This window comes from Bacillus sp. P4_E1, assembly GCF_056401715.1.
On record NZ_JBFUIV010000003.1, the window covers coordinates 345862 to 368669 of the forward strand.

25 protein-coding genes are annotated in these 22808 nt (G+C 35.8%); 19 read left to right on the forward strand and 6 right to left on the reverse strand.

The window, feature by feature from the left end:
• Positions 1-21 precede the first annotated feature (21 nt).
• Together AC1DS7_RS06085 and AC1DS7_RS06090 are read left to right on the forward strand one after the other, a co-directional pair.
• Complete coding sequence (locus tag AC1DS7_RS06085; RefSeq protein WP_107887047.1) at positions 22-531, forward strand: GNAT family N-acetyltransferase; 510 nt, start codon at positions 22-24, stop codon at positions 529-531.
• A gap of 224 nt (positions 532-755) precedes the next feature.
• Positions 756-1769, forward strand: coding sequence for a LacI family DNA-binding transcriptional regulator (locus tag AC1DS7_RS06090; RefSeq protein WP_002087115.1), 1014 nt, complete (start codon positions 756-758; stop codon positions 1767-1769).
• A 39-nt stretch (positions 1770-1808) separates the two neighbouring features.
• Here the strand turns inward: AC1DS7_RS06090 and yhfH are convergent, their stop codons facing one another.
• A complete protein-coding gene (gene yhfH / locus AC1DS7_RS06095; protein ID WP_000567010.1) occupies positions 1809-1937 on the reverse strand; it encodes a protein YhfH in 129 nt (42 codons plus the stop codon).
• 203 nt (positions 1938-2140) lie between these two features.
• On the opposite strand from yhfH, the gene AC1DS7_RS06100 reads away from it, so the two are divergent.
• The 10 genes from AC1DS7_RS06100 to AC1DS7_RS06145 all read left to right on the forward strand — a co-directional run bounded on the left by AC1DS7_RS06100 (position 2141) and on the right by AC1DS7_RS06145 (position 11812).
• Positions 2141-2875, forward strand: coding sequence for an MBL fold metallo-hydrolase (locus AC1DS7_RS06100; RefSeq protein WP_476998844.1), 735 nt, complete (start codon positions 2141-2143; stop codon positions 2873-2875).
• A 9-nt stretch (positions 2876-2884) separates the two neighbouring features.
• A complete protein-coding gene (locus tag AC1DS7_RS06105; RefSeq protein ID WP_002030357.1) occupies positions 2885-3874 on the forward strand; it encodes a lipoate--protein ligase in 990 nt (329 codons plus the stop codon).
• 170 nt (positions 3875-4044) lie between these two features.
• Positions 4045-4488, forward strand: coding sequence for a hypothetical protein (locus AC1DS7_RS06110; protein ID WP_016101568.1), 444 nt, complete (start codon positions 4045-4047; stop codon positions 4486-4488).
• Between the two features lie 146 nt (positions 4489-4634).
• Positions 4635-6167 (forward strand): fatty acid--CoA ligase family protein, encoded by a 1533-nt coding sequence (locus tag AC1DS7_RS06115; RefSeq protein WP_002140765.1) that lies wholly within the window; start codon positions 4635-4637, stop codon positions 6165-6167.
• Between the two features lie 185 nt (positions 6168-6352).
• Positions 6353-6604 (forward strand): hypothetical protein, encoded by a 252-nt coding sequence (locus AC1DS7_RS06120; RefSeq protein WP_002140768.1) that lies wholly within the window; start codon positions 6353-6355, stop codon positions 6602-6604.
• A gap of 89 nt (positions 6605-6693) precedes the next feature.
• On the forward strand, positions 6694-7719 hold the full coding sequence (locus AC1DS7_RS06125) for an S-layer homology domain-containing protein (protein WP_033715102.1): 1026 nt from the start codon (positions 6694-6696) through the stop codon (positions 7717-7719).
• 233 nt (positions 7720-7952) lie between these two features.
• Positions 7953-9008, forward strand: coding sequence for a sulfate ABC transporter substrate-binding protein (locus tag AC1DS7_RS06130; RefSeq protein WP_476998845.1), 1056 nt, complete (start codon positions 7953-7955; stop codon positions 9006-9008).
• A 21-nt stretch (positions 9009-9029) separates the two neighbouring features.
• The gene (gene cysT / locus AC1DS7_RS06135; protein ID WP_476998846.1) at positions 9030-9857 is read left to right on the forward strand and encodes a sulfate ABC transporter permease subunit CysT; all 828 of its coding nucleotides are present in this window, start codon (positions 9030-9032) and stop codon (positions 9855-9857) included.
• Positions 9858-9868: 11 nt separating this feature from the next.
• Positions 9869-10726 carry a sulfate ABC transporter permease subunit CysW gene (gene cysW / locus AC1DS7_RS06140; protein WP_476998847.1) on the forward strand — a complete coding sequence of 286 codons (858 nt, stop codon included), beginning with the start codon at positions 9869-9871 and terminating at the stop codon, positions 10724-10726.
• A 12-nt stretch (positions 10727-10738) separates the two neighbouring features.
• A complete protein-coding gene (locus AC1DS7_RS06145; RefSeq protein WP_002125843.1) occupies positions 10739-11812 on the forward strand; it encodes a sulfate/molybdate ABC transporter ATP-binding protein in 1074 nt (357 codons plus the stop codon).
• A gap of 70 nt (positions 11813-11882) precedes the next feature.
• Here the strand turns inward: AC1DS7_RS06145 and AC1DS7_RS06150 are convergent, their stop codons facing one another.
• A complete protein-coding gene (locus AC1DS7_RS06150) occupies positions 11883-12074 on the reverse strand; it encodes a hypothetical protein (RefSeq protein ID WP_044741124.1) in 192 nt (63 codons plus the stop codon).
• A 34-nt stretch (positions 12075-12108) separates the two neighbouring features.
• On the opposite strand from AC1DS7_RS06150, the gene AC1DS7_RS06155 reads away from it, so the two are divergent.
• The 3 genes from AC1DS7_RS06155 (at position 12109) to AC1DS7_RS06165 (ending at position 15534) form a co-directional block, all read left to right on the forward strand.
• The gene (locus tag AC1DS7_RS06155; protein WP_215584677.1) at positions 12109-13215 is read left to right on the forward strand and encodes a metallophosphoesterase; all 1107 of its coding nucleotides are present in this window, start codon (positions 12109-12111) and stop codon (positions 13213-13215) included.
• A 245-nt stretch (positions 13216-13460) separates the two neighbouring features.
• Complete coding sequence (locus AC1DS7_RS06160; protein ID WP_215588812.1) at positions 13461-14438, forward strand: HD domain-containing protein; 978 nt, start codon at positions 13461-13463, stop codon at positions 14436-14438.
• A 484-nt stretch (positions 14439-14922) separates the two neighbouring features.
• Positions 14923-15534: a hypothetical protein gene (locus AC1DS7_RS06165; RefSeq protein ID WP_429685572.1), complete on the forward strand. Its 612-nt coding sequence runs from the start codon at positions 14923-14925 to the stop codon at positions 15532-15534.
• A 67-nt stretch (positions 15535-15601) separates the two neighbouring features.
• On the opposite strand, the gene AC1DS7_RS06170 is transcribed toward AC1DS7_RS06165, so the two are convergent.
• Positions 15602-16723 (reverse strand): anti-sigma factor, encoded by a 1122-nt coding sequence (locus AC1DS7_RS06170; protein WP_002140777.1) that lies wholly within the window; start codon positions 16721-16723, stop codon positions 15602-15604.
• A gap of 5 nt (positions 16724-16728) precedes the next feature.
• Positions 16729-17214 carry an RNA polymerase sigma factor gene (locus tag AC1DS7_RS06175; RefSeq protein WP_016119792.1) on the reverse strand — a complete coding sequence of 162 codons (486 nt, stop codon included), beginning with the start codon at positions 17212-17214 and terminating at the stop codon, positions 16729-16731.
• A gap of 136 nt (positions 17215-17350) precedes the next feature.
• Here AC1DS7_RS06175 and AC1DS7_RS06180 point away from each other — a divergent pair, with 136 nt between their 5' ends.
• Positions 17351-18253, forward strand: coding sequence for an AraC family transcriptional regulator (locus AC1DS7_RS06180; protein ID WP_002030329.1), 903 nt, complete (start codon positions 17351-17353; stop codon positions 18251-18253).
• Between the two features lie 153 nt (positions 18254-18406).
• On the opposite strand, the gene AC1DS7_RS06185 is transcribed toward AC1DS7_RS06180, so the two are convergent.
• Both AC1DS7_RS06185 and AC1DS7_RS06190 read right to left on the reverse strand, forming a co-directional pair.
• Entirely contained in the window at positions 18407-20149 is a 1743-nt protein-coding gene (locus tag AC1DS7_RS06185) for an ATP-binding response regulator (RefSeq protein ID WP_002064181.1), read from the reverse strand.
• 9 nt (positions 20150-20158) lie between these two features.
• On the reverse strand, positions 20159-20860 hold the full coding sequence (locus AC1DS7_RS06190; RefSeq protein WP_002064182.1) for a response regulator transcription factor: 702 nt from the start codon (positions 20858-20860) through the stop codon (positions 20159-20161).
• A 139-nt stretch (positions 20861-20999) separates the two neighbouring features.
• Here AC1DS7_RS06190 and AC1DS7_RS06195 point away from each other — a divergent pair, with 139 nt between their 5' ends.
• The 3 genes from AC1DS7_RS06195 to AC1DS7_RS06205 all read left to right on the forward strand — a co-directional run bounded on the left by AC1DS7_RS06195 (position 21000) and on the right by AC1DS7_RS06205 (position 22603).
• The gene (locus tag AC1DS7_RS06195) at positions 21000-21848 is read left to right on the forward strand and encodes a lysostaphin resistance A-like protein (RefSeq protein WP_476998848.1); all 849 of its coding nucleotides are present in this window, start codon (positions 21000-21002) and stop codon (positions 21846-21848) included.
• A 34-nt stretch (positions 21849-21882) separates the two neighbouring features.
• On the forward strand, positions 21883-22122 hold the full coding sequence (locus AC1DS7_RS06200) for a malate synthase (RefSeq protein ID WP_113769179.1): 240 nt from the start codon (positions 21883-21885) through the stop codon (positions 22120-22122).
• A 181-nt stretch (positions 22123-22303) separates the two neighbouring features.
• Positions 22304-22603, forward strand: a complete 300-nt coding sequence (locus AC1DS7_RS06205) for a hypothetical protein (protein ID WP_001006056.1) — start codon at positions 22304-22306, stop codon at positions 22601-22603.
• Positions 22604-22808: the final 205 nt, after the last annotated feature.

The window sequence follows — 22808 nt, forward strand, 5'->3', positions numbered from 1 at the left end:
AAAAAGGTACGAGGTGATTCGGTGATACGATTAGCAAAAGAGGTTGATGCGGAATCAATTATGGATATTAGAAAAGAAATTATATTATCAGAAACTACTACAAAGTTTTTTATATCATCTCCAAATAAATTACCAAATGATATTGATTCAGAAAGAGAAAAGATACAGACAAGTAGTGAAAAAGGCAACCTTTATATAGTTTACGAGGTAGATAGTAAGGTGGTTGGCTTTCTGGTTTTTAAACGATATGAACTAGAACGGTTACGACATGCAGGCACAATGGGAATGGGGATTAGGGAGGCGTATTGTAATCAAGGCATTGGTACGAAACTAATTGAATTTCTTATTAGCTGGGCTAAAGGGCAGAAAGGTTTAGAGAAAATTTGCTTAGGTGTAGTTTCTATTAATGATAGGGCAATTCAAGTGTACAAACGTATTGGCTTTGTAGAAGAAGGAAGACAAAGAAAGCAAATTAAATATGAAGATGGATCATATGGAGACGACGTATTGATGGGTTTTTATATTGAATAGAATTCTTATTAATTAAGAAGGTGTATATGCGTTATGGTATGTACATCTTTTTTCATATGCATATTGTGAAATTCTAAAAGTAGTGTGTAATTCCCTGCCATTAACAGACTTTTCCCTATGTATAATATTAATATAGTAAAATCATAAGAACCTATATTGCAGTTTCCAATAATATACTATATAATCAGGATAAGAAAACGTTTTCATGCAAAGGGGGAAATTTCGTGTCGACTATCGAGGACGTGGCGAAATTAGCGGGGTTATCAAGGACAACGGTTTCTAGGGTGATCAATAATCATCCATATGTTTCAGATGAGAAGAAGAAAAGGGTTCAATTAGCAATGAAGCATTTAGGCTTCGTTCCTAATTCTGCGGCGAGAAGGCTTCGTAAACAAAAAACAGAAACAATTGCGGTGCTTGTTCCAAGGATTACAAATCCTTTTTTTAGTAGATTTATTGAAGCAATCGAGATTGCTGCTTCTGAACATAAATATAAACTGATTATTTGTCAAACAAGATATTTACCGGAAAAAGAGATGGAGTATTTACAATTATTATCTACGAAACAAGTAGATGGGATTATTCTATGTTCACTAGAAAATCCATGGGAGAATGTGGAGCCATACTTGCAACACGGTCCAATCGTGTTATGTAATGAATATATTGAGGAAGCAAATGTTCCAACAGTGAAGTTCGATCATGCACAGGGTGCATACATAGCTGCCAATCATGTATTAGAACAAGGATATCGTAATCTGATTTTTTGCCGTGGCAACGAAACGAAAGTAGTGAGCCAACAGCGAAAAATGGGCTTTTTACGCGCTATTACTGAAAAGAGTAGAGAAGTGGAAGCGATCGATTTTCTTGAAAACGCTTTCTCTTGGGATGATGGAAAACGAATATTCAATGAAGTATTAAAGGACAAAAAAAATCCTACCGCGATTTTGGCAGGAGGCGACGAGGTTGCAGCTGGAATTATCTCAGAGGCGAAACGCCATGGTTGGAGTATTCCAGAAGATCTCGCTGTGATCGGTTTTGATAATCAAATTTTGGCGCAGATTACAGAGCCAGGTATTACGACAATTGAACAACCAATCGACGAGATGGCCCGAAAAGTTGTCGATTTAATGATGGATAAAATCCATACGAAAAATTATCGACAAAAAGAATTGTATGAGTTTGAACTGGAGCTCTTGGTGAAAGGTTCAACGATGAAGGATACGATGTTATTAGCCTAGTAGACTATGTCTGCTAGGTTTTTTTATGTTTACAAACTACTATTCTTCGTGAACGCAATCGTCACATTTGTTATGGTATGCTTCGTGCTGCTCATCAATTTCCTTCCCGCAATGAGCACAAGTTTTCGTCGGTAAATTTCGGAAAAACTCCATTGGTTGATCGATCATGTCAATCCCTCCATTTCCATTTCTTACTATCATTGTATTAGTACAAATAATAAAAGTCAACAACTGTTTTATAACAAAAGTGAAAATTAATGAAAAAGTTTAGGAAATGGATTATAGTTAACAATGTAGGATGTAAGTAAAAAACTTTCTCAAGTACGGAAAAAAACGGCATTCCTACGCGGTTTTAGAAAGGATGGATACATATGAAGATGACTGTTGTCGGCTTTTGGGGCGGCTTTCCAGAAGCGGGAGAAGCAACGTCGGGGTATTTGTTTGAACACGATGGTTTTCGTTTACTTGTAGACTGTGGCAGTGGTGTACTAGCACAGCTTCAAAAATATATAACACCATCTCATATAGATGCAGTTGTACTGTCACACTATCATCATGATCATGTTGCAGACATTGGGGTGCTGCAATATGCAAGATTAATTACGAGTGTGACAAAAGGACAACTACCGGAGTTACCAATATACGGTCATTCGTTTGATGAGAATGGATTCCATTCTTTAACGCATGAACCGAATACGAAAGGAATCGCGTACAATCCAGAAGAAACACTTCAAATTGGACCGTTCTCCATTTCATTCTTAAAAACTGTTCATCCTGTTACATGCTTTGCGATGCGTATTATAGCTGGCGATGATGTTGTTGTATACAGTGCAGATTCAAGTTATATTCCTGAATTTATTCCGTTCACAAAAGATGCTGATCTTTTCATTTGTGAATGTAATATGTATGCACATCAAGAGGCTGCAAAAGCAGGGCATATGAATAGTACAGAAGTAGCAAGTATTGCGAAAGATGCAAATGTAAAAGAACTTTTATTAACGCACTTACCGCATACAGGCAACCCATCTGATTTAGTAACAGAAGCAAAACAAATTTTCATTGGCCATATTACGCTAGCGCATAGTGGCTACGTATGGAATTCATGAGGTGATACGATGTTATTTATTGATAATAAAGGGATTACAGATCCTAGAATAAACTTAGCAATTGAAGAATATTGTGTGAAGAATTTAGATATTAACGAAACATATTTACTGTTCTACATTAACAAACCTTCGATTATCATTGGTAAAAACCAAAACACAGTAGAAGAAATTAATGCAGATTACGTAAAAGAACAAGGTATTCATGTCGTTCGTCGTCTATCAGGCGGAGGCGCAGTATATCATGATTTAGGAAACTTAAACTTCAGCTTTATTACGAAAGATGATGGAGATAGTTTCAGCAACTTCAAAAAGTTCACAGAGCCTGTAACGAAAGCGCTTGGTAAATTAGGCGTAAATGCAGAACTAAGTGGTCGTAACGATATTTTAGCTGAAGGTAGAAAAATTTCAGGTAACGCGCAGTTCTCAACGAAAGGTCGTATGTTCAGTCACGGTACGTTACTATTTGACTCTGAAATCGATCACGTTGTATCAGCACTTAAAGTGAAAATGGATAAAATTCAATCAAAAGGCATTAAATCAATCCGTAGCCGCGTTGCGAATATTACAGAGTTCTTAAACGAAAAAATGACGACAGAAGAGTTTAGACAACTTCTTCTAGAAACAATTTTCGAAGGAGAAACAGAAATTCCAACGTATGAATTAACAGAAAATGATTGGAAAGAAATCCATAAACTTTCTGAAGAGCGCTACCAAAATTGGGATTGGAACTACGGAAAATCTCCGAAGTTCAACTTACAACATTCACACCGCTTCCCAGTTGGACAAGTTGACGTTCGTCTTGAAGTGAAAAAAGGGACAGTAACAGAATGTAAAATTTACGGTGACTTCTTCGGCTCACTAGATGTGCATGACATTGAAGAGCGTCTAACAGGTGTACAATTTGATAAAGATGCATTCACTGTAGCTTTAGAAGGCGTAGATATCGTACGCTATTTCGGTAATATTACAACAGAAGATTTCTTGCATTTATTCTTCTAAAAATAAGGGAGGCTGCCGTAACGGGCAGCCTCTTTTTTGCGTAGATTGTCACGTTTTATCGGTAAGTCGATATATTTTAAAAATCGCTTATATAATTTCATTCACCATAAAATCACAGGACATTTGCCCCTCATAAAGGAATATATATATTCAAAAGGAGGCGAATTGAAATGAAAAGGATAATGTACGTTGTATTACTGCTCAGCTTCGTCATCGGAATGACAGCCTGTAACGATGAAACGTCCTCAAGTCGCACACTTTTATCTATTGGAAAGCCAGGGAGGGATAATGTCATATATTTTACGCATACGGATAACAAACGAAAGATAGATGATATACAAACTATGTTTCAAAATAAGAAATGGAAAAGAAATGAAGCTTTTAGTACGATGAATAAAACGCCAGATCTTGTTTTGTCAATAGATGAGGCCAATACCGGGTTACTGACATTATATGTAACATTGTTTTTTCATGAAAACGGAGCGGATGCAATCAACTTGTATGGGGAGCATACGAGCTTGAATAAAGAGGAACTAGAAAAACTTAGTGAAAAGATGAGTGCATATTATCTTGAAATGATTTTAGCCTTTGGTTCATCATTTGCTAACGAATGAAATTTCCGTATCCTTCCAAAGAGAGTCAACAGGAGGTGATCGTTGTATATGCAGTTAATGGAATATCACTTGCTACTTTAATTTTCTTTTAATATAATTAATTTAGAATTTTTAAATATTCTAAATTTTATAAAGGTGGGGTTTGTGTGAATCTCGTTCAATCTTTGGCTGAAACGGCAAAAAAGAAGGGGGATAAACCGGCGTACATATTTATGGATCAGTCGGTCTCTTATGACCAATTAAACAAAGTGGTCACTAGGTTTTCTAGTAATTTAGCAAAAATGGGCGTTGGAAAAGGGGACAATGTCGCATTAGCTGTAGGCAATTCACCACATTTTTTAGTAGGTTTATACGGAACGATGAAAGCCGGAGCAACTGTCATTCCGATTAATCCAATTTATACAGCAGACGAAATACATTACATATTACAAAATGGAGATGTAAAAACAATCATTGTACTCGACGTCCTTCTACCTGTTATACAATCTCTTACAACAAGACTTCCTTCACTTGAAAATATCATCATATGCGAAACCTCATCAGATTTTACTCATACAGAAACGGAAAAAATGAAAACGTTTACTAGTTTTATAGGAACTGGAGATATAACTTACGAAGGTCCTGAACTAGATGAAGAAGATGTAGCTGTTATTTTATACACTTCAGGTACAACTGGAAAGCCAAAAGGCGCTATGTTAACACATAAAAACCTATATAGTAACGCAAGCGATGTTGCGTCATATTTACAATATACTGCGGATGATCGCGTCGTTGCGGCATTGCCGATGTTCCATGTGTTCTGTTTAACAGTTGCAGTAAATGCGCCGATTGTGAACGGGGCAACGATTTTAATGGTACCGAGGTTTAGTCCGAAAGAAGTATTCCGTATTTGTCGTACGTATGAACCAACGATTTTTGCAGGTGTGCCGACGATGTACAATTACTTATATTTATTTGAAGAAGCAAGCGCAGAAGATGTAAAGACGCTTCGTCTCTGTATTTCAGGTGGTGCGTCAATGCCTGTTGCCCTTCTGCAAAACTTTGAAAAACGTTTTGATGTGATTGTTTCAGAAGGATACGGCTTATCAGAAGCATCACCAGTTACTTGTTTTAATCCGTTAGATCGTCCTCGTAAACCAGGTTCGATTGGTACAAATATTTGGCACGTAGAAAATAAAATTGTGAATGAACTTGGGGAAGAAGTACCTGTCGGTGCAGTTGGGGAGCTAATTGTTCGCGGACCTAACGTTATGAAGGGTTACTATAATGCGCCAGAAGATACAGCTGCGACACTTAAAGACGGCTGGCTATATACAGGTGACTTAGCGAAAATGGATGAAGAAGGTTACTTCTATATCGTCGATCGCAAAAAAGATATCGTCCTAGTTGGTGGTTATAACGTATACCCTCGTGAAGTAGAAGAAGTATTATATACTCACGAATCTGTGGCTGAAGTTGTCGTAATTGGTGTACCGGATGAAAACTTAGGAGAAGCAGTGCGAGCTTACGTCGTTCTGAAGCAAACGAACATAACAGAAGAGGAGCTTACGCATTACTGCACGCTGCATTTAGCGAAATACAAAGTGCCAAAGAGCATTGAGTTTTTAACAGAATTGCCGAAGAATACAACTGGTAAGTTGTTACGAAGAGCTTTGAGAGAGAAGGCATTGCAAGTATAAAAATAAAGATATCCATCACTATGACTACATGTATAGAGATGGATATCTTTTTGTCCCAAAAAAGCTGGATTAGTTTGGATGGACAAAATTCCTACTCATTAAAGTTTCGCGTTATTTTTTAGAATTGGTTAAGCTATAAGCCCATATATTTAAAACGTAATATTGCTAATAAGGAGGAGATATACGTGGAGCAGAAGGAATTACGCTTACGGAAAGTACAATATCTTATTTGTGACATTATGGATGAAATGAATATGGAGAATGAAAAGAAGAACTTAGAAACATTGCAAAAGGTAATTGATCACCTTTCAGGGGCGATAGGTGATTTAGTTGATCCATCAAGCTCGTATTCTATTGATTATTTGGAAAGAAAAGTTCACACGGCGCATTATTTACTTTTTAAAAATGAGCGGAAGGCGTACTTATGTAGGAAATAGTATTATTAATTTTATTTGACATTGATAATCATTATCAATATGATGGTTATGTTGGGTATATTCATATAAAAGGAGATGTCGTATTGATAATGATTAAGAAAAAATATGTTAATGCGTTCGTTATAGCAGCAACTTTAGCAGTTCCATTCAGTGGTATTATGGCACCGATTGCGAAAGCAGAAGCGGCAGTAGAAATGAAAGCAAATAGTAAACTTGCAGATGGTACATATGACGTTATTTTAAAAACGTATAAAGATCAAACGAATGAAACATCGGTTGCTTCAACATATTTAAAAAATGCAAAAGTAACAATACAAGGCGATAAAAAAATTGTGACGTTAACAGTGCAAGATAGTAGCTATTTCCAGTATCTTAGAGTAGAAGATCAGAATCAATTAGGGACATTCCATGATGTAAAAGTAATTTCTGAAGATAAAGCGAATAATGGTACGAAAGTTGTTCAATTTGAAATCGATGAGTTCTCGAAAAAATATAATATGCAAATGCACATATTAATTCCAGCAATTAAATATGACCATAAATATCAAGTGCAGTTTGAAATCGATGCGAGTGCAATTGAAAAGAAATCTAAGTTCTCAGATGTACCAACTTGGGCACAAGAGTCAGTTCAATATTTAGTAGACAAAGAGGCAGTACACGGTAAGCCAGATGGTACATTTGCACCAGCTGAAAATATCGATCGTGGTTCAGCAGCAAAAATATTAGCTACTGTTTTAGGATTAGAAATTAATAAAGATGCGAAGCCATCGTTCTCTGACGCGCAAAATCATTGGGCTACACCATACATCGCAGCAGTTGAAAAAGCTGGCATTGTAAAAGGTGACGATAAGGGTAACTTTAATCCGAGCGGGCTAATTAACCGTGCATCAATGGCTTCTATGCTTGTGAATGCATATAAATTAGAAAGAAATGAAAATATTAAACTACCAAAAGAATTTGCTGATTTAAAAGATCATTGGGGTACGAAGTATGCGAACATTTTAATCCAAGAAAATATTTCAGTTGGAACAGATAATGGATGGGCTCCAGATAAATCGGTAAGCCGCGCAGAAGCAGCTCAATTTATTGCGAAGACAGATAAGTTAAAGAAATAAATCGAAACTAAAATCAGTGGGATTCCATTCCCGCTGATTTTTAGCTTGTATGAAGATTCTTATATAATAATTACGAATTCCAAGTTGACACATGTGAATTACGGAATTAAAATGGAAAGAAATCAAACAGAATACAATAGAAGCTCATCAGAGAAACTGAAGGCGCACAACGTTCACTTTTGTGAATAGATTGTGTGCCTTTTTCTATTGTACAAACTAAGGGGGCTTTATATATGAAACAGTGGAGTAAGACAGCATTAATGAAAAGTACAGGTGTTTTATTATCAGCATTTGTCCTTTTGTCAGGGTGTGGTTCGGCAACATCCACTAACAATTCTGAAGGAAGTGCAGATAAGAAGACAGTCGAACTTTTAAATGTTTCATATGATCCAACGCGTGAGTTATATCAAGATTTCAATAAAGACTTTGCGAAGTATTGGAAAGAGAAGCATGGTCAAACAGTAAATGTAAAGCAATCACACGGGGGATCTGGAAGTCAGGCACGCTCCGTTATTGACGGCTTAGAAGCAGACGTTGTAACACTAGCGCTCGCTTATGATATTGACGCGATTAGTAAGAAGAAACAACTAGCAGAAGATTGGCAGAAGCGACTTGCGGATAATTCTACTCCGTATACATCAACGATTGTATTTCTTGTTAGAAAAGGAAACCCGAAAGGAATTAAAGATTGGGATGATTTAACGAAAAAAGGTGTGTCTGTCATTACACCAAACCCGAAAACATCTGGGGGAGCACGGTGGAACTATTTAGGGGCGTGGGGATATGCACTGAAGAAATATAACAATAGTGAAGATAAGGCGAAAGAATTTGTCGGTCAAATTTATAAAAACGTGGAAGTACTAGATTCAGGAGCACGCGGGGCAACGACGACTTTCGTTGAAAAAGGAATTGGTGATGTGTTAATCGCTTGGGAAAATGAAGCGTTATTATCACAAAAAGAACTTGGAAAAGATAAATTCGAAATTGTAACACCTTCGATTAGTATACTTGCCGAGCCGCCAGTAGCAGTTGTAGACAAAGTCGTTGATAAAAAAGGAACGAAAAAAGTAGCAGAAGGATATCTTGAATATTTGTATTCAGAAAAGGGGCAAGAAATTGCGGCGAAAAACTTTTATCGCCCTCGTAATGAAAAAGTAGCAGAGAAGTATGCATCACAATTTCCGAAAGTTCAATTATTTACAGTTGATGAAATATTTGGAGGATGGAAAAAAGCACAAGAAAAGCATTTTAATGATGGCGGCGTATTCGATCAAATGTATAAAAAATAAGGGGGGATGAGGTGACGTTATATGAGGAAGAAGCGTGTCTTACCAGGGTTTGGATTATCTCTTGGATTTACAATGCTATATATGAGTTTATTCGTACTTATACCACTTTCTATCGTATTTATTCAAACTTCGCAGCTAGGCAGGAAGAAATTTGCTGGGGTTATAACGAGTGAGCGCGTGTTGCATTCCTATCAAGTAAGTTTCACAACTTCACTTGCAGCGGCAATCGTAAATGCCATTTTCGGTTTATTAATTGCCTGGGTACTCGTTCGCTACACATTTCCAGGGAAGCGGTTATTAGACGGACTAATCGATTTACCATTCGCTCTTCCGACTGCTGTAGCTGGTATTACACTTACGACGCTTTATGCGGAAAATGGCTTTATTGGAAAAATATTTAGTGTGTTTCATATAAAAGTAGCTTTTACCCAGCTCGGCATTATTGTTGCACTTACGTTTATTGGCTTACCATTTGTCGTTCGAATGGTGCAACCAGTGCTGCAAAGTATTGATAAAGAAGTAGAAGAAGCAGCTTCTAGTTTAGGGGCGTCACGCTTTCAAATATTTGTAAAAATCATTTTGCCAGAAATATTCCCTGCTCTACTTGCTGGTTTTTCACTCGCCTTTGCTCGGGCGTTAGGGGAATATGGATCTGTCGTGTTCATTGCAGGTAATATGCCGATGAAAACAGAAATCGCACCGCTTATGATTATGACAAAACTCGAACAATATGATTATGCAGGCGCAACAGCTGTAGCGGCTGTGATGCTTATTATTTCTCTCCTTTTCCTACTATTTATTAATATGATTCAAACTTGGAGCAGAAGGCATGAATTGAAAAGCGAATAGGAGGGGAGAAAATGGAACCAACATTATTAGAAAAGAAAATAGTAAAAAGCGTATCAGTTAAAAAAGACTCTAAGTTTGTACCAATTTTATTCATTACGATAACAATTTTATTTTTATCTCTCTTTCTATTACTGCCGCTCGTGACAATTTTTATGAAAGCATTCGAACGAGGAATTGATGTATATATTGCCGCTGTAACAGATCAAGAAGCATTTTTGGCAATCAGGTTAACGCTTCTCGTTGCTTTAATTGTTGTGCCGCTGAATACGGTATTCGGAATAGCAGCTGCTTGGCTTATTACGAAGTTTCAGTTTAAAGGAAAGCAAGTATTATTATCTCTTATTGAACTGCCGTTTGCTGTATCACCAGTTATCGCAGGATTAGTATTCGTTTTACTTTTCACACCTCGTGCGAATCTTGGCGGATGGTTAATGGAACACGGGATAAAGCTCATCTTCTCTGTTCCTGGCATTATCATTGCGACGATATTTGTTACGTTTCCGTTCGTTGCGCGTGAATTAATCCCGGTTATGCAGGCGCAAGGAAAGAGTGAAGAAGAAGCGGCTCTATCACTTGGCGCAAGCGGCTGGAAAATGTTTTGGCACGTCACATTACCTAATATAAAATGGGGCCTTTTATACGGCATGATTTTATGTAATGCCCGGGCCATTGGTGAATTCGGCGCCGTTTCCGTTGTATCTGGTCACGTGCGCGGCATGACAAATACAATGCCACTTCACATTGAAATTTTGTACAATGAATATCAATTTTCAGCAGCGTTCGCTGTGGCGACTTTAATGTCACTCATCGCAGTTTTTACGCTCGTTATAAAAAACTGGATTGAATGGAGAATGGAAAAACGACAATAAGGAGTGAGTGCGGTGAGTATTCAAATTCAAAATGTATCAAAACAATATGGTACATTTCAAGCGCTGACAGACATTCATTTGGATATTCCAAAAGGAGAACTTGTTGCCTTATTAGGCCCATCAGGTTCTGGGAAGACGACGTTATTACGAATTATTGCAGGACTAGAAGAAGCGGATGGAGGCTCCATTTCATTTGATGGAGAAGATTTAACTGATATTCACGTAAAAAACAGGCAAGTCGGTTTCGTCTTCCAGCACTATGCACTTTTTAAACATATGAATGTATTTGAAAATGTCGCTTTCGGTTTAAAAGTAAGAAAGAAAAACTTACGACCTTCAGCTGAAGTAATAAAAGAAAAAGTAACAGAACTATTGAAACTGGTAAAAATGGATGGTTTCGCAAAACGTTATCCAGCGCAATTATCTGGCGGACAACGCCAACGTATCGCACTAGCCCGGGCACTTGCAGTCGAACCGAAAATTTTATTGTTAGATGAACCGTTCGGTGCACTTGATGCAAAAGTACGGAAAGAATTGCGAAGATGGCTCCGGAAACTACATGACGAATTTCAAATTACGAGCGTATTCGTAACGCATGACCAAGAAGAAGCGTTAGACGTTGCGGACCGCATCGTTGTAATGAATGAAGGACGTATTGAACAAATGGGAACACCGGAAGAAGTATATGAAAAACCAGCAAGTCCGTTCGTATACGACTTTTTAGGAAACGTGAATTTATTTCACGGCCGCGTTCATAAAGGTAAACTAAATGTAGGATCGGTGGAACTAGAAGCACCAGAGCATAAGCACGTTTCAAACGTAGACGGAGTGGGATACGTAAGACCACATCACCTATCAATCGATCGTACGAAACAAAGTATAGATGCCATCCCTGCGAAAGTAACATACTCTCATGCAGTTGGCCCTGTCGTATATGTAGAATTGAAGCGCGACGGAACAGATGAGTATCTAGAAGCAGAAATTAGTAAAGAACAGTTTAGACAGCTAGGCATTCAAACAGGTGAGTTTGTATACGTACATCCGAGAGAAGTGAAAGTGTTTATTCCAGAGGATTTTGTTATTTAATAGTGAAAAGCCACACCTATATGAGTATTTATAGGTGCGGCTTTTCTTTGTTTGCGTGAATGTCTGATTTTTATATATTCCGCCTCATCAATTCCCCAACCTGCGTCGCAATAAACGCAACATCAATGTCAATTTCATCCAACACGTAAGATTCTAAAATGCCCATTACAGCCGTTCCTAAAAACTTTAAAACGATGTGTTTATCAATGTTTTTATTGTGAAGATTGATGTGCTTAATATTTACGTTAAACGTGCATAACAAGATATAATAGAAGAAATCAATAAGGAGGCTAGCAGTGAAAAATTTTCGTTATCTCAATATATTCACTATTTTAATTGTATACACACTACTCATGTTTTACATCGGCTGGAACGGATGGGTTTGGCTCAGTACGGTGTTCGGCTGGGAATCTTGGGGATATTACGCTTTCATAGTCGGATTTATTTCATATGCGTACATTCTCGTACAAGTGTTTAAATTCCTTCCTTTCCTGCGAACGGTCGGCTCAATTTGGTTTGCGGTTATACAATACGCGCTTATGTTATTGCCGTTAGCCGATATTACAGTTTTCCTTCTACAGTTTTCAATGGAGAAAGAGACGGCAATTGTTTGGACAGGATCGGCCGTGTTACTTGCGTTCATCTTTATTTTTGCGTATGGAGTATTTAACGCATATAGTCCAGTAGTAAGAAAGTACGAAGTGCACATACCGAAAAAAGTAGAAGGGCGTAAAAGTTTACGCATTGCGATGGCCTCTGATATGCATTTCGGTAAACTGTCTGGAGTTGCTCATTTAAAGAGACTCGTTCGTCATGTAAATGAAATGAAACCCGATATTATTTTACTGCCGGGTGATATTATCGATGATCATCCAGGTGTGTTCATTCAAAAAAATATGGGACCAATCATGAAACAGATGAAAGCTCCATTAGGCGTATATGGTGTGTTAGGAAACCATGAATATTACGGCCGAGCTGTTCCTGAGTTTTTACAAGAGATGGATAAGATTGATATTCGTATTCTTTTAGATGAAGTCATTACAATTGAAGATGATTTTTATCTCGTCGGAAGAAGGGATAAAACAGAGCGTGATCGTCAAAGCTTTGAAAATCTAATGAGTACGGTAGATAAATCGATTCCTGTTATCGCAATGGATCACCAACCATTTGAATTAAAACAAGCAGCGGACGCCGGCGTTGATTTATTATTATCCGGTCACACGCATCGCGGACAAATGGCGCCGAATCATATTGTAACGAGAAGAATGTACGAACTAGACTGGGGATACGCACAAAAAGGTGCATTCCACGCGATTGTTTCTTCTGGGTTTGGATTCTGGGGACCACCGCTTAGACTGGGAAGTAGATCCGAGATTGTGCAGGTGGAAGTTACGTTTGAATAGGGTTACGAAATAGAGAGCTGAGTGCTCTCTATTTTTCTAATAAAAAAAGGCTCCATATAAGGAGCGCTCAATAAAAGTATAATAAATGAATTAAAACAAATAACAGACATTTATAATATAATTAAAAATAAACGTAAAATCAATATATTTTTAATTATAGATATATAAGAGCGGAATGTCCGTATTTACTCTACTTGGAAAAAGAGATACTATAAGAAGGCTCTGCTTGAAAAGGGGGATTTTAAGTGATCATATTAGATGTCATATACGGTGAGTTTAAAGTAGATAAAGTGTTAGAAGAATTAATTTTAAGTAAACCTGTGCAAAGGCTGAAAGGGGTTCATCAAGCCGGAGCAAGTTACTTAATGAATGAGAAATGGAATGTAACGCGCTTTGATCATTCAGTTGGTGCTATGTTGTTAATTAAAAAGCTTGGTGGTTCAGTAGAAGAACAGATTGCTGCTTTACTGCATGATGTATCGCATACTGTTTTTTCCCATGTGATCGATTACGTTTTTGATAACGAAAATGAAAGTTATCATGAAGAAATATTTAGTGCTGTCGTGAAAAACTCGGAAATCCCGGCGATTCTTTCAAAACATGGTTATAACTATGAAGATATTTTGTTAGATGATTCGAAGTGGACATTACTTGAAAGATCTGCGCCAGAATTATGTGCAGACCGAGTGGATTACACATTACGGGATATGTTTACATATGGATATATTTCTTTAGAAGAAGTTCATAGTTTTTTAGAGGACTTAATCGAAGTAGATGGGAAAATGGTTCTTCAAAATATTGAAATTGCAGAATGGTTTACGAAGACGTATTACAAAGAAGTAATTGATTTCTTTATGAAACCAATGAATATTTATGGAAACGATATGTTAGCTAAGACGTTAAAATTAGCTCTTCATAAAAAGATAATCCATCCAGATGATTTTCTTCTTGAAGATCATGAGCTTATTACGAAATTGCGGCTATGTAAAGATCAAGAAGTAGATGCTTTATTAAGAAAAGTTCATCCAAGTATAGAAGTAAAAGAAGATAGAAATGAGTATGATCTACATCAGAAAAATAAAGTGCGTCTTATTGATCCTCCATTACTTCGTGAAGGTGAAGTTGTTCGATCGTCTGTTGTATCGGAAAAAATAAGACAGATGAGCGATATCGCTTATGAAAAGGCGATAAGAGGGATGTATGTGAAAGTGATTTCTAATTAGTTTATTTGTAATAGGAAAAGGTGTCATCAATTATGATGACACCTTTTCGCTTTAAAGGGTTGTTCGTATGGAAATGTGTTACATTTTTACGAGACTATAATATTTTACCAGAGAAATACCTTTTATAGTAAAAAATAAATTTTATAAAGTTTTCCATCAAAAATAATTTGTGAAAAAAGTACTAATTTTTAATGTGAAAAAAATAATATATTTTTCAATAATCGCTTTAGAATCTTTCGTTCTTTATATATGGATTGTTATATTTTTTAAGGTAATTTAAAGGTTTTTGTCGTTTTTTGTTGTAATTTTTATATTATGATAAACATAATGTTCGGAATAAGCCATTATAACAGAAAAATTTTAAAAAAACAGAATTGAATCATATTGCTTATTTTAATATAATTTATTTGTTAATTAATAACATATTTAGGGTATGATTCTTTATTGCGGTGAGAATTCTTTTTAGCATAGGAGGATTTACAGAATGATTAAAACGGCAAAACCTGAAATGATGAATGAATTAAAAGAAACAGTTTACAAATTCTTTCCGAAAAATATTGTGAAAGAAGAAGGATTGTACGAGGAGTCCAAAGAACATAAAAAGTTTGTAGACTTGAAAGAGAGTTTTATAAAAAACGAAAGCTCTCAAAAGGAAATTTTCTCTTTAATCGAGTCAACATTTTGTGATTATCACGTGTCAGACTATACAGATTTAAACCTATATAATTGTCTAGAATATAATGTGTTACTAAATGGAAAAGAACCGATGTTAAATGATGATATTGATTGGATAAGAAAATCAAGAGGCGAGCGCCTTGATTTAGGGGTTTTTGTTAGCTTACTTGATAAATATTATTATTACTATGTATTAAAAACAACGTATGATGAAGATGTAAGGGAATGGACTTTTGAAACAATCGATGTAGAAATGGATACCATTTGTGAATTTGAGAAACTAATGACTACAAAAGGGTTTGTAAGAGTAGAGCGAGAGGTTGCTAGAACTGCAATTCCTGATATAGAAACGGAATGTTTACGTATGGGGGAAGTTAACGTATTCCACGCTTTATTCACGGATTCTGTTAGTGAAATATAGGTTTTAAATTATTAAAAAGGTTGTGTAGAAAATAGCTGCTATTTTCTACACAACCTTTTCATTTTCACTAATCAAACCAATTCCAAACCTCAATATCTCCAAGAGTCGCATAACGTACGTGCGGGGAGTTTTGTAATTTTAATAATTCTTTCGACGGCCCAGTAATGACAATGCCGTATACTTTTACGCCGTTATCTTTTACATATTTATAACGTTTATCTAAGTTTAGTTCTTTCTCAGGAAGTGCTGCTATTTTACTTACCGTTTTTTTATGGATAGAAAGGACGCGCATCATTTCGATTACTTGATCTTCTGGCGTTTTGTACTTGTCTGCGTTACTATCTAGAAATCTTACATGTTCTGGAAATCCTATAGCTTCTCCGCCATGTAAGATATAGTCATCTACATTTTTTCTTTCTTGTCCTGTATCTAAAGCGTACCATACAGGAGTTGGAGGGAGTTCTTGTGCTTCGAATATGCTATATAAAAGCGGTTCTAATTCTTTTAAAGTGTAAGTTTTATCAAAAGAAATTGCTACTTCTGCAACGGTTCCATCATGTACTTTTGCAAGTGTATCCCATACTTTTTTTGAGGAATCCTTTAAATAATCACCCTGCTTTGTTTTGGGATGAACAAAGAAGAGTTTTGGTTGATAGAACGGATTCATCCAAGTTTGTTTCGTGACATCTACAGATGATAAGAAGCTTTTTGTTTCCACTGTACCGAGTGGCATTTCTTTTTTACCGACGGTTCTTACTAAATCGAAGCTGCTGTTCGTACGGAAAAAAGCTTCTACACTTGTTCCGCCCCCCATAACACGGCTATTTGGGATAGTTGCTTCAAGTGCAAGCGAAGGAACTTCTCTAATTTCTTCTAGCCTTTTATCATTATTAGCTTGAAAATAAAAGGCTGATAATACCCCGCCGATTATATATATAACGATGCAAATGGATAATATAAAACCAAACGTTTGTAACCGATGTTTCCACTTAATTCTCCAAAAAGGAACTTTAAGATCTTTGGGCGGTAATTTTTTCTTTACGGGTTCACTCTTCGCAAGCAATTCATCTAAATGAGCTTCACATTCTGCACAAGTTTCTATATGACTTTCTAACTGTTCTTGTTCGTCATGTGTGAGCGTTCCTTTTTCGTATTTCGTCCACAGTTTTTTAAACTCTGCACAACCCATCTGTATCACTCCTTTATGCTTTTCGTTTCTTTTCGTCCTCGGTGTAATTCAATTTTTACTTTTGCTAACGAGAGACCAGTCATTTCTGCTATTTCCTTATAAGAGAATCCGTAGTAATCTCGTAGTAGTAACACATTTCGTCTTTCGAGCGGAAGAGAGGATATACTTTGTAACCAACTAGCAATCTCATGTTTTACGAAATAAGAGTGTTCTGTACTTGGCACGTTTGGTAAGTGGAATTCTTTAATTTGCGTTGTTTTATACTTCTTTTCTTTTCGGTACCAATCGATAAAGGCGTTGTAGGCGATTGTAAATAACCACGGCCTAATTTCTTCTCCTTTATAATAGTCAATATGGACGAGCATTCGGTAAAATGTTTCTTGCATGAGATCTTCAGCACTATGAGAATCTCCGGTTAGGGAGAGAAGATAGCGAAATAAATCTTGCATATGCTCTGAGTAAATTTCTTCTAATGATTGTTTGCGTTTCACTACAATTCCCTCCCTTCATACATAACAACGAAATACATATAAAAAAGTTACAATTTTTACGAAATTATAGTAAAAAACGTCAAGAATTGGATAGGATTCTCTTTTATCATAATACATATAAGGCGGGTGAACAGAGATGGAAAGCTATGAAACACAAATTCAAAGGTCAATTGATTATATTGAGGAAGATGTAATGGAAAAACAAACGCTGCGTAATTTAGCACGTGTTGCAGGTTTTTCTGAGTCGCATTTTCATCGTGTATTCCAGGCGTTAGTAGGCGATACAGTAATGGAGTATGTTCGAAAGAGGAGGTTAGCCCGGGCAGCTTATCAACTTTCTCATACGGATGAAAAAGTTATTGATATCGCATTTGAGCATGGCTTTCAATCTCATGAAACGTTCACGAGAGCCTTTAAAAAATTATTTCAAATGACACCAAGTGAATATCGAAAACAAGAAATTGAAACACCAATGTATTATAGAGTGAATGTAAAGCAAAGAAAATTAAATCCATATTTAGGGGGCATACAAATGGAATATCGTATTGTAAATAAACCAGAATTTTTAATGGCGGGTTATGAGCTGAAGACGACAAGTAAAGAAGGAAAAAACCATCAAGACATTCCAGCATTTTGGCAAGAATATTTACAAAAAGATCTTGGAACGACGATTCCGAATCGTAAAGATACGAGCCAATGGGTAGAACTTGGATTATGTACTGATTTTAATTTAGAAACAGGGGACTTCACTTATATTATCGGAATGGAAGTTACAGACTTTGAAAATGTACCAAATGCAGTTGCAAAGCGTACATTCCCAGCGGCGACATATGCAGTATTTACAACGCCGAAAGTTCCTCATGAAGAAATGGTATCGTCAATTCACCAAACGTGGAATGCAGTATTCTCAGAATGGTTCCCGCATTCAGGCTACGAACATTGCGGCGTTAATGAGTTTGAGCTATACGATGAACGTTCCCATGCAGATAAAAGTGAGTTCGCTCAAATTGAACTTTGGATACCGGTGAAGAAGAAATAATAGAAAGAAAGACCGTTCAAAAGGTATTTTTGGACGGTCTTCTTTTATTAATAGGTTGCTACTATTGTTGTATTTTATAGTTAAGTCGATATAATTTCATTTACTAGCGCGCTGCTCCGAAAAGAGAAAGGTGCTTTATAAAAGCACCTTTTCCTACGAACTAAACGGAAACACAAGTATAATCGTCGTTCCTTTTCCAAGTTCACTATCAATGAAAATCGTTCCGTTATGGGCATGAACGAGCTGCTTTGTAATGGCGAGACCAAGTCCAGTTCCGATGTTGCTTTCTTCTGTATTCGTTCCTCTGTAATATCGCTCGAATAGAAGTTCTTTCGTTTTATCATCCATACCTTTTCCATTATCTGAAATAGATAGTGTAAATGAATTTGCATTTTGCGAAAGTTTTACGATTACGTTTGTCGTTTCATTATTATGTTTTACAGCGTTTGCGAGTAGGTTTTCGATAATACGTTGGAACCATTTTTCTTCAATAAAATATTGGATTTTGCTTGAACTTGGCACGAATTCAATGTTTTGATTTTGTAGTGTCGGGTTATTAATAAATTGTAATAGTACTTTTCGGACGAACTGATTAATTTCAACATTTACGTGTTGCGCAGGAAGAGTATCATTTTTTAATTGATATGTTAAGCTTAAGTCGTCAATTAATGTAGTCATATATTGAGATTTTTCTTTCATTACATGGCCAAATTGTTGAATGTCTTGATCCGTCCAATTATATTGCTTCGATTCTAGTAATAATGCATAGCCGTATATAGAGCTAAGCGGTGTTTTTAGATCATGCGTCAGGCCAGTAATCCACTCTTCACGTGTTTGTTGCAGTACTTTTCTCATTGCATCGTTCTTTTTCAAAGTAATAGAAAGGTGCTCTAGTGAGTTTGTAACATCTTTAAATATGCGGAACGACCATTTTTCTTTACCGGAGCGCCGAAACCGAACAGGTTTGCCTTTTTTACTAACAGGTTCTTCATATTTTCCTCCGGCTATGTTTTTAAGCCAGCGCATCGTGTGTAATAAAGGCTTTCCAAACTTATTTCCATACCAAATTGAAAGAATGACTAAATAAGCAAACACAATAAGGAGGATTAAGCTGCATCCGATTAGAAGTTTCTTGGTAAATATATCATCTAATTCATCATCTGGATAATAATGAGCGTTTGGGGCGGATACAACGACGAGATGACCGCTATTTGAATCGTAAAAACTAGATGTATTTTCTTTATAATTCCACGGTTCTTTTTCATTAAGAGCTGTTTTTATAGCCGAAAATGTTTTTTTCTTCCCAGTTGGATAGGAAAAAACTTCTTCGCCATTGTTATTAAATATTTGCAGTGTTGCTTTTTCTTTAGAAAGTAATTGTTTTTCTTGTTCAGTTAATGCAAATTCATTTAATGATAAAGAAGGGTGTCCTTGTTGTATCGTTTTTAGTAATGCATTACTTTTTAGTTTGGCACCGTAAATAACGATCACTGGTTTCTTTTCTAATTTAATTTCCCAATAGTTAAATTTATAAATATTGTTGTTACTATTCTGTAAATACGTAAGTAAGGATGTCTTTGTGTAAGAGGTCGGAACATCGTTAGGCGTATTAAAGTTGTAAAGGACCTTTCCATCTTCATCTACAATTTGAAGCCAATCACTCTTTTCTGTTATTAAATCTTTTACCTCAGATTTTAAAGTAATGTTATTGTCTTCAGAAGAAATATATTCGGAGATTGTAAAGGTATCATAATCAGAAATATTAGGTTCATATAAAGTACTATTAAGAAGAAAAATTAAATAAGAAAAAGAAGCAATTACTGCGATAAGTAACGTAACTAAGACAAAAACGTGTTGTAAAATAAACTGGATTATAAGTCGTTTATTAAAATTCATATCTTTAACCTACTTTGTAATGAACTTATAGCCAAGTCCACGAACTGTTTTTATGTATTCTGGTTTACTTGGATCTTGTTCAATTTTTTCACGTAGTTTTCGAATGTGAACCATAACAGTATTATCATCTCCATTATAGGCAGGTGCTCCCCAAACTTTTTCATATAATTCTTCCTTCGAAAATACGTAGTTCGGATTCTCACAAAAGAATAGTAGTAGTTGAAAGAGTTGAGCGGAACATTCGACAACGTTTCCATCTACTGTTAGTTCCGCAGAATGTTGATCAATTTCAAATCTCCCAAAAGAAAAGGAGTATATTCTTTGTTCTTGTATGTTTTGTTTCATATGTCTTCGGAGTTGAGCTTTCATACGAGCGACTACTTCTAGTGGATTAAATGGTTTCGTAATGTAATCATCCGCACCGTATGAAAATCCGGAAATTTTATCTACATCAGATGTTTTTGCTGTTAGGAAGAAGATAGGGCAATCCGTTTTTTGGCGAATGATTGGACAAATGTCAAAACCGGATTGTCCAGGAAGCATTACATCTAAAATAATTAAATCGTAATTGTTTTGCTCGGTGAGAGATAAGGCTATTTCCGCAGATGTTGCAGTTGTAATATGAGAAAAACCTTCTTTTTCAAGAATGGTAGTTAGTAATTGTAAAATTGCTGTTTCATCATCAATGAGTAGAATATTTGCGTGATACATATGAATCCCTCCTAATTTCCTCGAATATCATATCATCTTTTTGTAACTTATGGAATTTTTAAGGAAATTTTAAGGTTTTCTTTCACAAAAAATTAAGATTCAAATGATATGATAAAAGTAACATGGGGAGGAGATGAATGTGAATCCGTTTCAAACGATGCGAGCTAGATATTTTTTAATTGTATTTGCATTACTAATTTTAATAGCACGAAGTAGTAATGAAGTGCTAGAAAATACATTTCATATACAGAATTCATCTTTTATAAATATGCTTATATTTTATATCCTTCCAATAATATGGCTTTTTTACGGATATAGAAAGCATCGTGTTTCATTTTCATTATTTATTAATAGAAACGAAACATTTAACCTAGTGCAAGTTTTGTACATCGCGATTATGCTTTGTATGTTTAGTTACGGCTATCTTATTTTATATATGTACAGCTTTGCATGGATTACACCAGATTTTATTATGAATGCCTTGCATGAACCGATTATAGATAGTACCGGGGGATATGTATTTCAATTTATTAGGGTTGTATTTATCGCGCCTATTGTCGGAGAGTTTGTTTTTCGAGGGTTTTTACTGCAGCGTTTTGCAGCAAAATGGGGTACTAGTATAGCAATGGTCGTTGTAGCACTTTTATTTGCTTGCTTACATGTTGATTTCCTTGGTGCAGTTGTGTTTAGCATCGTACTATCAATTGTATATATTCGTACGAAAAGCTTACTCATGCCAATTGCTATTCATATGTTAAACAATGCGTTTGTGCTTAGTTCTTCTTTTTTAGTAAGTAGAGAAAAGATAATGAGTTTTGCCGATTTTTCGAACTATACGACATTCTTTCCAGGATTAATTATTTTTATGACAGGATTAAACTTAGTGCTCATCTTTTTATTTGTGAATCGCAAATATTGGAGTAAAGAAGTGCCTGTTATATATGCGGAGAGGGAGAAGAGCTTTTCAAGTATAATAGGAGATAAATAAGGTAGAGAAGACGTTTGAGAAAATATTGAAGGAAATGATAGATTATTGTACTTCTATTAGATATAAGTACTTTTCCATCAATAATGATACAGGAAATATTATTTTTCTTTTTATCGTGTTAGGGACATTAATAATAGTCAGCTTTATTATAGAAGAAATGATGAAGCGCATCTTCAGACAGTATGTAAAAAATGAAGTGAATTATGTTAGGGCTCATAAAATGTTTGAGAAAGTGATGGGGACTTTTATTTTATCCCGCATTAACGGGCAGTAAAACTCCCACCTCAAAATTCGACTGGAGCAAAGAAGTTAGGTGGGAGATTAACTGTCCATAAATGCCCGATTGGTTCAACTAATAATCAGTGGGGATGAACAAAACCCCACTGATTAAAGTTTCACTTTATGAAAACTAAATCATCATTAATTCGAAATTTGAAAGGGATGTATAAAATTATATGAATGAAACAATATCGTCAAATAAGTTTTTTTATTTGATTGTACTGAGTTTAGTATTGATTACGACAGTAAATGTTGTTCTTCGCTGGGAGGAAGCTTACTTTTTTATGTATTTAGCGCTCCATTTATTAGGGATTTTATGCATAACGGGCGGAGTAGTTGCTGAGAAAAAGCATGAAGAAAGTATTAATTATATGTGTGTGATGGGTCTTATTTTACTTCTAACTGTACAAGGTATTATGAAATATAGTTCTTTTTCTTTGCAAGATTTTAGTTTGTTAATAGATGTACTTCCTTAAGAAGGATTTTAAGAACTATGAATATATACGATATGTAAAAGGCACTGGTTTGTAAGTACATTTCTTATACCAGATTATGAGCCGGTGAAACTCTTCTTGTAATAGAAGAGTTTTTTTATGTAAATTGAACGAGCTAGAACAATTATCACAATCAGCTTGTTCTAATTTTGAAAGTACGAACTTACAATAATAATAGACAGGCAGC